The sequence below is a fragment of the Oleiphilus sp. HI0123 genome (genome assembly GCF_001635315.1).
In genome coordinates this window covers 1-2,030 of record NZ_LWGE01001526.1, presented here as the reverse complement: position 1 = coordinate 2,030, position 2,030 = coordinate 1, and the positions used below count along the sequence as shown (strand labels likewise).

The 2,030-nt window shown below is 44.7% G+C and carries 2 protein-coding genes; both read left to right on the top strand.

What is annotated here, in order from left to right:
• The first annotated feature begins 133 nt into the window (after positions 1-133).
• Positions 134-1,153 (top strand): aminoglycoside phosphotransferase family protein, encoded by a 1,020-nt coding sequence (locus tag A3761_RS20325; RefSeq protein WP_068508884.1) that lies wholly within the window; start codon positions 134-136, stop codon positions 1,151-1,153.
• Complete coding sequence (gene murU / locus A3761_RS20320) at positions 1,150-1,842, top strand: N-acetylmuramate alpha-1-phosphate uridylyltransferase MurU (protein ID WP_068508882.1); 693 nt, start codon at positions 1,150-1,152, stop codon at positions 1,840-1,842. Before A3761_RS20325 ends, murU begins: the two co-directional genes overlap by 4 nt.
• Positions 1,843-2,030: the final 188 nt, after the last annotated feature.

The window sequence follows — 2,030 nt, the reverse complement described above, 5'->3', positions numbered from 1 at the left end:
ACATATAATTTGATTAGGATAGCCGCAGCGAATGAAGGTCATGCCTTTCTTAGTCATATACACTGACGCATACATAGCCAAAGCGATAAAGTCTTATTCAACTCAATAGAAGAAAACACATTAGGATTAATTGATGGATCAACGGTATCAAGCACTCTGTACCTGGGTTGCCGAAGCATTGGAGATAGAAAAAGCCGAGCTCTCGGTTGTCTCGGGCGATGCAAGTTTCAGGCGCTACTTCCGCTTTCAACAGCCCGGCCAGTCTTTAATCGCAATGGATGCTCCCCCTGAAAAGGAAGACTCTAATAGCTTTGTTTGCTTGGCACGTAGTTGGCGAGAGCAAGGGGTCAATGTTCCGGCTTTGATAAAAGTTGATTTGGATAAAGGCTTTCTATTATTAAGCGATTTGGGAGATGAGCTATTGTTGCCTTACCTGAATCCCGATAGCCCGGTGATAGAAAGTGGTAATAAACACTATGCGCAAGCCATGAAGGCGCTGCTAAAGATCCAAAGTCTTAAGCCAGCAAATGATTATGCTCTACCACTCTATGATAGTGCACTGCTGCAACGGGAAATGGCCCTGTTCCCAGACTGGTTGCTTGAGAAAAAGCTTGGTCTTGATTTGAGTGAAGACGAGAGGCAGCTTTTAAAGGCAAGCTTTCATGCTTTGGAAGAAAGTGCTTTGGCTCAACCACAAGTCGTTGTCCATCGTGACTATCATGCGCGAAATTTGATGGTGGTTGGTGAAGAGCTGGGAATAATCGATTTTCAGGATGCGGTGCAAGGTCCTAACACCTACGACCTGGTTTCCCTGCTTCGTGATTGTTACATCGTTTGGCCAAACGAGCAGCTTGAGTCTTGGTGCAGAGACTTTTACGACTTATTGAGTGATTCGGCTGAGCGACAAGCGAGCTTTGAACAGTTCAAACGAGATTTCGACTTAATGGGCATGCAGCGGCATCTGAAAGCGGCCGGTATTTTTGCTCGTCTATCCCTGCGAGATGGAAAGCATGGCTATTTGAATGATATTCCAAGAACGGTGCAGTATATCGTTAAAGTCAGTGCGGCTTACCCTGAGTTTCAGGAGCTGACTCACTTTCTTGAGCAGAGGGTATTGCCTGGGCTATCAGAAAAGCTGGGAGCTTCTTCATGAAAGCGATGATTCTTGCAGCAGGCCTTGGCAAGCGTATGCGGCCTTTGACGGAGCATGTCCCCAAGCCTTTATTGAGGATAGGTGAGAAGTACCTGATCGAATTTCACTTAGAGAAGCTCGCTGCGGCAGGTATTCAAGATGTGGTGATTAATACGCATTGGTTAGCTCAGCAAATTCCGGCTAGCCTGGGGAATGGCGAAAAGTGGGGCCTACGTATACATTACAGTCACGAATCTGAACTTCTGGAAACGGCGGGTGGTATTGTTCAAGCGCTTTCAATGTTGACGGACGAAGCCGAGCCAGAGTTTTTGCTTATCAATGGCGATGTTTATAGTGAGTTGAATATTGCTGAATTTCTGAATAACGCTTCTACTCACAATGAGTCGCGGGAGGCTTATCTCGCGCTAGTGGATAATCCTGAGCACAATTTAAAAGGGGATTTTGTCTTACAAAGTAGCGGTAAGTTGTCAGCGAATACAAATGATGGCAAGCACCTGACCTATGCCGGAATTGCTTTGTTTCACCGAGATTTCTTTAAGGATATAAAACCTGGCCCTTCGCAATTGGGCCCTCAGCTACGAACTGCGATTGAAGCACAGCGAGTTGGTGGTGAGCGTATCCAGAGCTATTGGCTCGATGTTGGAACGCCGGAGCGCTTACAAACACTCAGGGATAGAGTGTCAGCATAAACAGGCAAAAATATGACGGTTTTATTTGTTTGTGTTGACGAACTTTTGGCTCCTTTCTTCATACCTTAGATTGAAAGGCTAGTTTTTAATATTAGCTTTATATAAAGTATTTCAAGTTAATTTGTTATTTAACAATAGCTTAAGTTTAGTTTTCTAGGCTTTGCTTATCGCTTCAGGTTTTGTTTTTT

Coding starts and splice junctions, on each gene's coding strand:
- A3761_RS20325 (WP_068508884.1), top strand. CDS start 134: ATGGATCAACGGTATCAAGCACTCTGTACCTGGGTTGCCGAAGCATTG.
- murU (WP_068508882.1), top strand. CDS start 1,150: ATGAAAGCGATGATTCTTGCAGCAGGCCTTGGCAAGCGTATGCGGCCT.